3 protein-coding genes are annotated in these 2,302 nt (G+C 35.4%); all 3 read left to right on the forward strand.

Annotated features, from left to right (window positions below):
* Nucleotides 1-622 (forward strand): flagellar assembly protein FliH (fliH, locus tag ACEWK1_RS27520; protein ID WP_416636870.1); only part of this gene is annotated, 622 nt, incomplete at its 5' end.
* A gap of 7 nt (nucleotides 623-629) precedes the next feature.
* Complete coding sequence (gene fliI, locus ACEWK1_RS27525; protein WP_251393896.1) at nucleotides 630-1,949, forward strand: flagellar protein export ATPase FliI; 1,320 nt, start codon at nucleotides 630-632, stop codon at nucleotides 1,947-1,949.
* Nucleotides 1,949-2,302 (forward strand): flagellar export protein FliJ (fliJ, locus tag ACEWK1_RS27530; RefSeq protein ID WP_416636871.1); only part of this gene is annotated, 354 nt, incomplete at its 3' end. The genes fliI and fliJ, both read left to right, overlap by 1 nt.

A 2,302-nucleotide genomic window follows, 5' to 3' on the forward strand; every position in this document is an offset into this window, starting at 1 on the left:
TATTCAAACAGCAAGAGCAGAAGCAGAGAAGATCATCCAATCTGCACATGAAGAGTCATCTAGAATAATGCAGCAAATAGATGGTGAAAGAAATGAATGGCATCAAGAACGTGAACAATTAGTAGAACAGGCCATGCAAGAGGGGCATGCAGAAGGTTTGGAACTGGGAAGACAAGAAGCAATAAGACAATATCATGCTCATATAGAAGAGTCGAAAAGAATGATCGATCTGGCAAAGCATGATTATGATGAAATTATTCAATCTGCTGAAAATACAATCTTAGAACTTTCGATAAAAGTAGCAGAAAAAATTATTAGTTCTAAACTTGTTGATTCACAGGAGAATTTTCTTCCTTTAGTAAAAAAGGGGCTTCTTGAAGTAAAAGAATATGAAAATATTAAAATACATGTTCATCCTTGTTACTACGAATTAGTGTTAAGTCAAAAAGATGAATTAAAAACATTGGTGACAAATGACACAGACTTATATGTTTATGCTAATGCAGAATTAAATGAGCAGGATTGCTTTATCGAATCTGCTTTTGGGCGAATTGATCTAAGTATTGATACTCAATTAGAGCAATTAAAAAAGCAATTATTAGATTTACTTGATGAGAGGTGATTTCCAATTGAGAGCAGTCGATCTGATTCATACAATTGACAGTTTAGATTCCTATAAGCGTTATGGAAAAGTAAAAAGGGTAGTCGGGTTGATGATTGAATCAAGAGGACCAGAAAGCTCAATTGGTGACCTTTGTTATATTTATACCGGATCATCTAAGAAAACAAAAATTCCGGCAGAGGTTGTTGGCTTTAAAGATGAAAATGTTCTGTTAATGCCATATTTGCAAGTGATGCATATATCACCTGGAAGTATTGTTGAAGCAACGGATGAACCTTTAACAGTAAAAGTCGGCATGGGTTTGATAGGACAAGTAGTCGATGCTTTTGGATTACCTTTAAATGAATCCAATCTTCCAAAGGGCCTAGCAAGTGTACCAACTGATCAATCTCCTCCCAATCCAATGAAGCGTCCACCCATCCATGAGAAAATGGAAGTTGGAGTCCGTGTTATTGATAGCTTGTTAACGGTTGGAAAAGGTCAGCGTGTAGGTATTTTTGCTGGTAGTGGTGTTGGTAAAAGTACATTAATGGGTATGATTGCTCGAAACACAAATGCAGATTTAAATGTGATCGCGCTCATTGGTGAACGTGGACGTGAGGTAAGAGAGTTTATTGATAAAGATCTTGGACCTGAAGGATTAAAAAGATCAATTGTTGTTGTTGCCACTTCAGATCAGCCGGCTCTTATGAGGATGAAGGCGGCGTATACCGCAACTGCTATTGCTGAGTATTTTCGTGATAAAGGGTTAAATGTCATGTTTATGATGGACTCTGTTACGCGTGTGGCAATGGCACAGCGTGAAATCGGACTTGCAGTAGGGGAACCACCAACAACAAAAGGATATACCCCATCGGTTTTTGCCATCTTGCCTAAACTATTGGAACGAACTGGTACAAATGAGCAAGGAACAATCACTGCTTTTTATACAGTTCTTGTTGATGGTGATGATTTAAATGAACCAATCTCAGATACTGTTCGAGGTATATTAGATGGTCATATTGTATTGGACCGACAACTCGCAAATAAAGGACAATTCCCAGCAATTAATGTTCTGAAAAGCATTAGTCGTGTTATGAATCAAATCGTTGATTCAGGACACAAAAGTTCAGCATCAAAACTACGTGATCTCCTTTCAACCTATTTGAATTCCGAAGATTTAATTAATATCGGGGCTTATAAAAGAGGTTCTTCACGGGAAATTGATGAAGCAATTAAATTCTATCCGAAAATTATTTCGTTTTTAAAGCAAAATGTTGAAGATAAAGTAACAATTGAACAAAGTATCCTTTCACTTAATCAGTTAATCGAAAAAGGTGATTTTTAATGGTAAATCCATTTCGATTCCAAAAAATAATGGATGTTAAAGAAAATGAAAAAGAACAATCACTAGCTGAGTATAATCAATCCGTAAATGATTTTGAGGATGTAGCGAACAAATTATACGATTCTTTGAAACAAAAAGAAGTGTTAGAGGAAACAACTCTTGCGCGATTAAATAGTGGAATGTCTGTTCAGGAAATTAGACATTATCAACAATTTGTTAGCAATATTGAAAAAACAATTACTCATTATCAAAAACTGGTTCAGTTAACAAGAAACAGAATGAATGAAAAACAGATAAAGCTTATGCAGAAAAATATTGAAGTGAAAAAATACGAAAAGCTGAAAGAAAAACAG

The organism is Metabacillus sp. YM-086 (genome assembly GCF_048059995.1).
Taxonomy (GTDB): Bacteria; Bacillota; Bacilli; order Bacillales; family Bacillaceae; genus Metabacillus; species Metabacillus litoralis_B.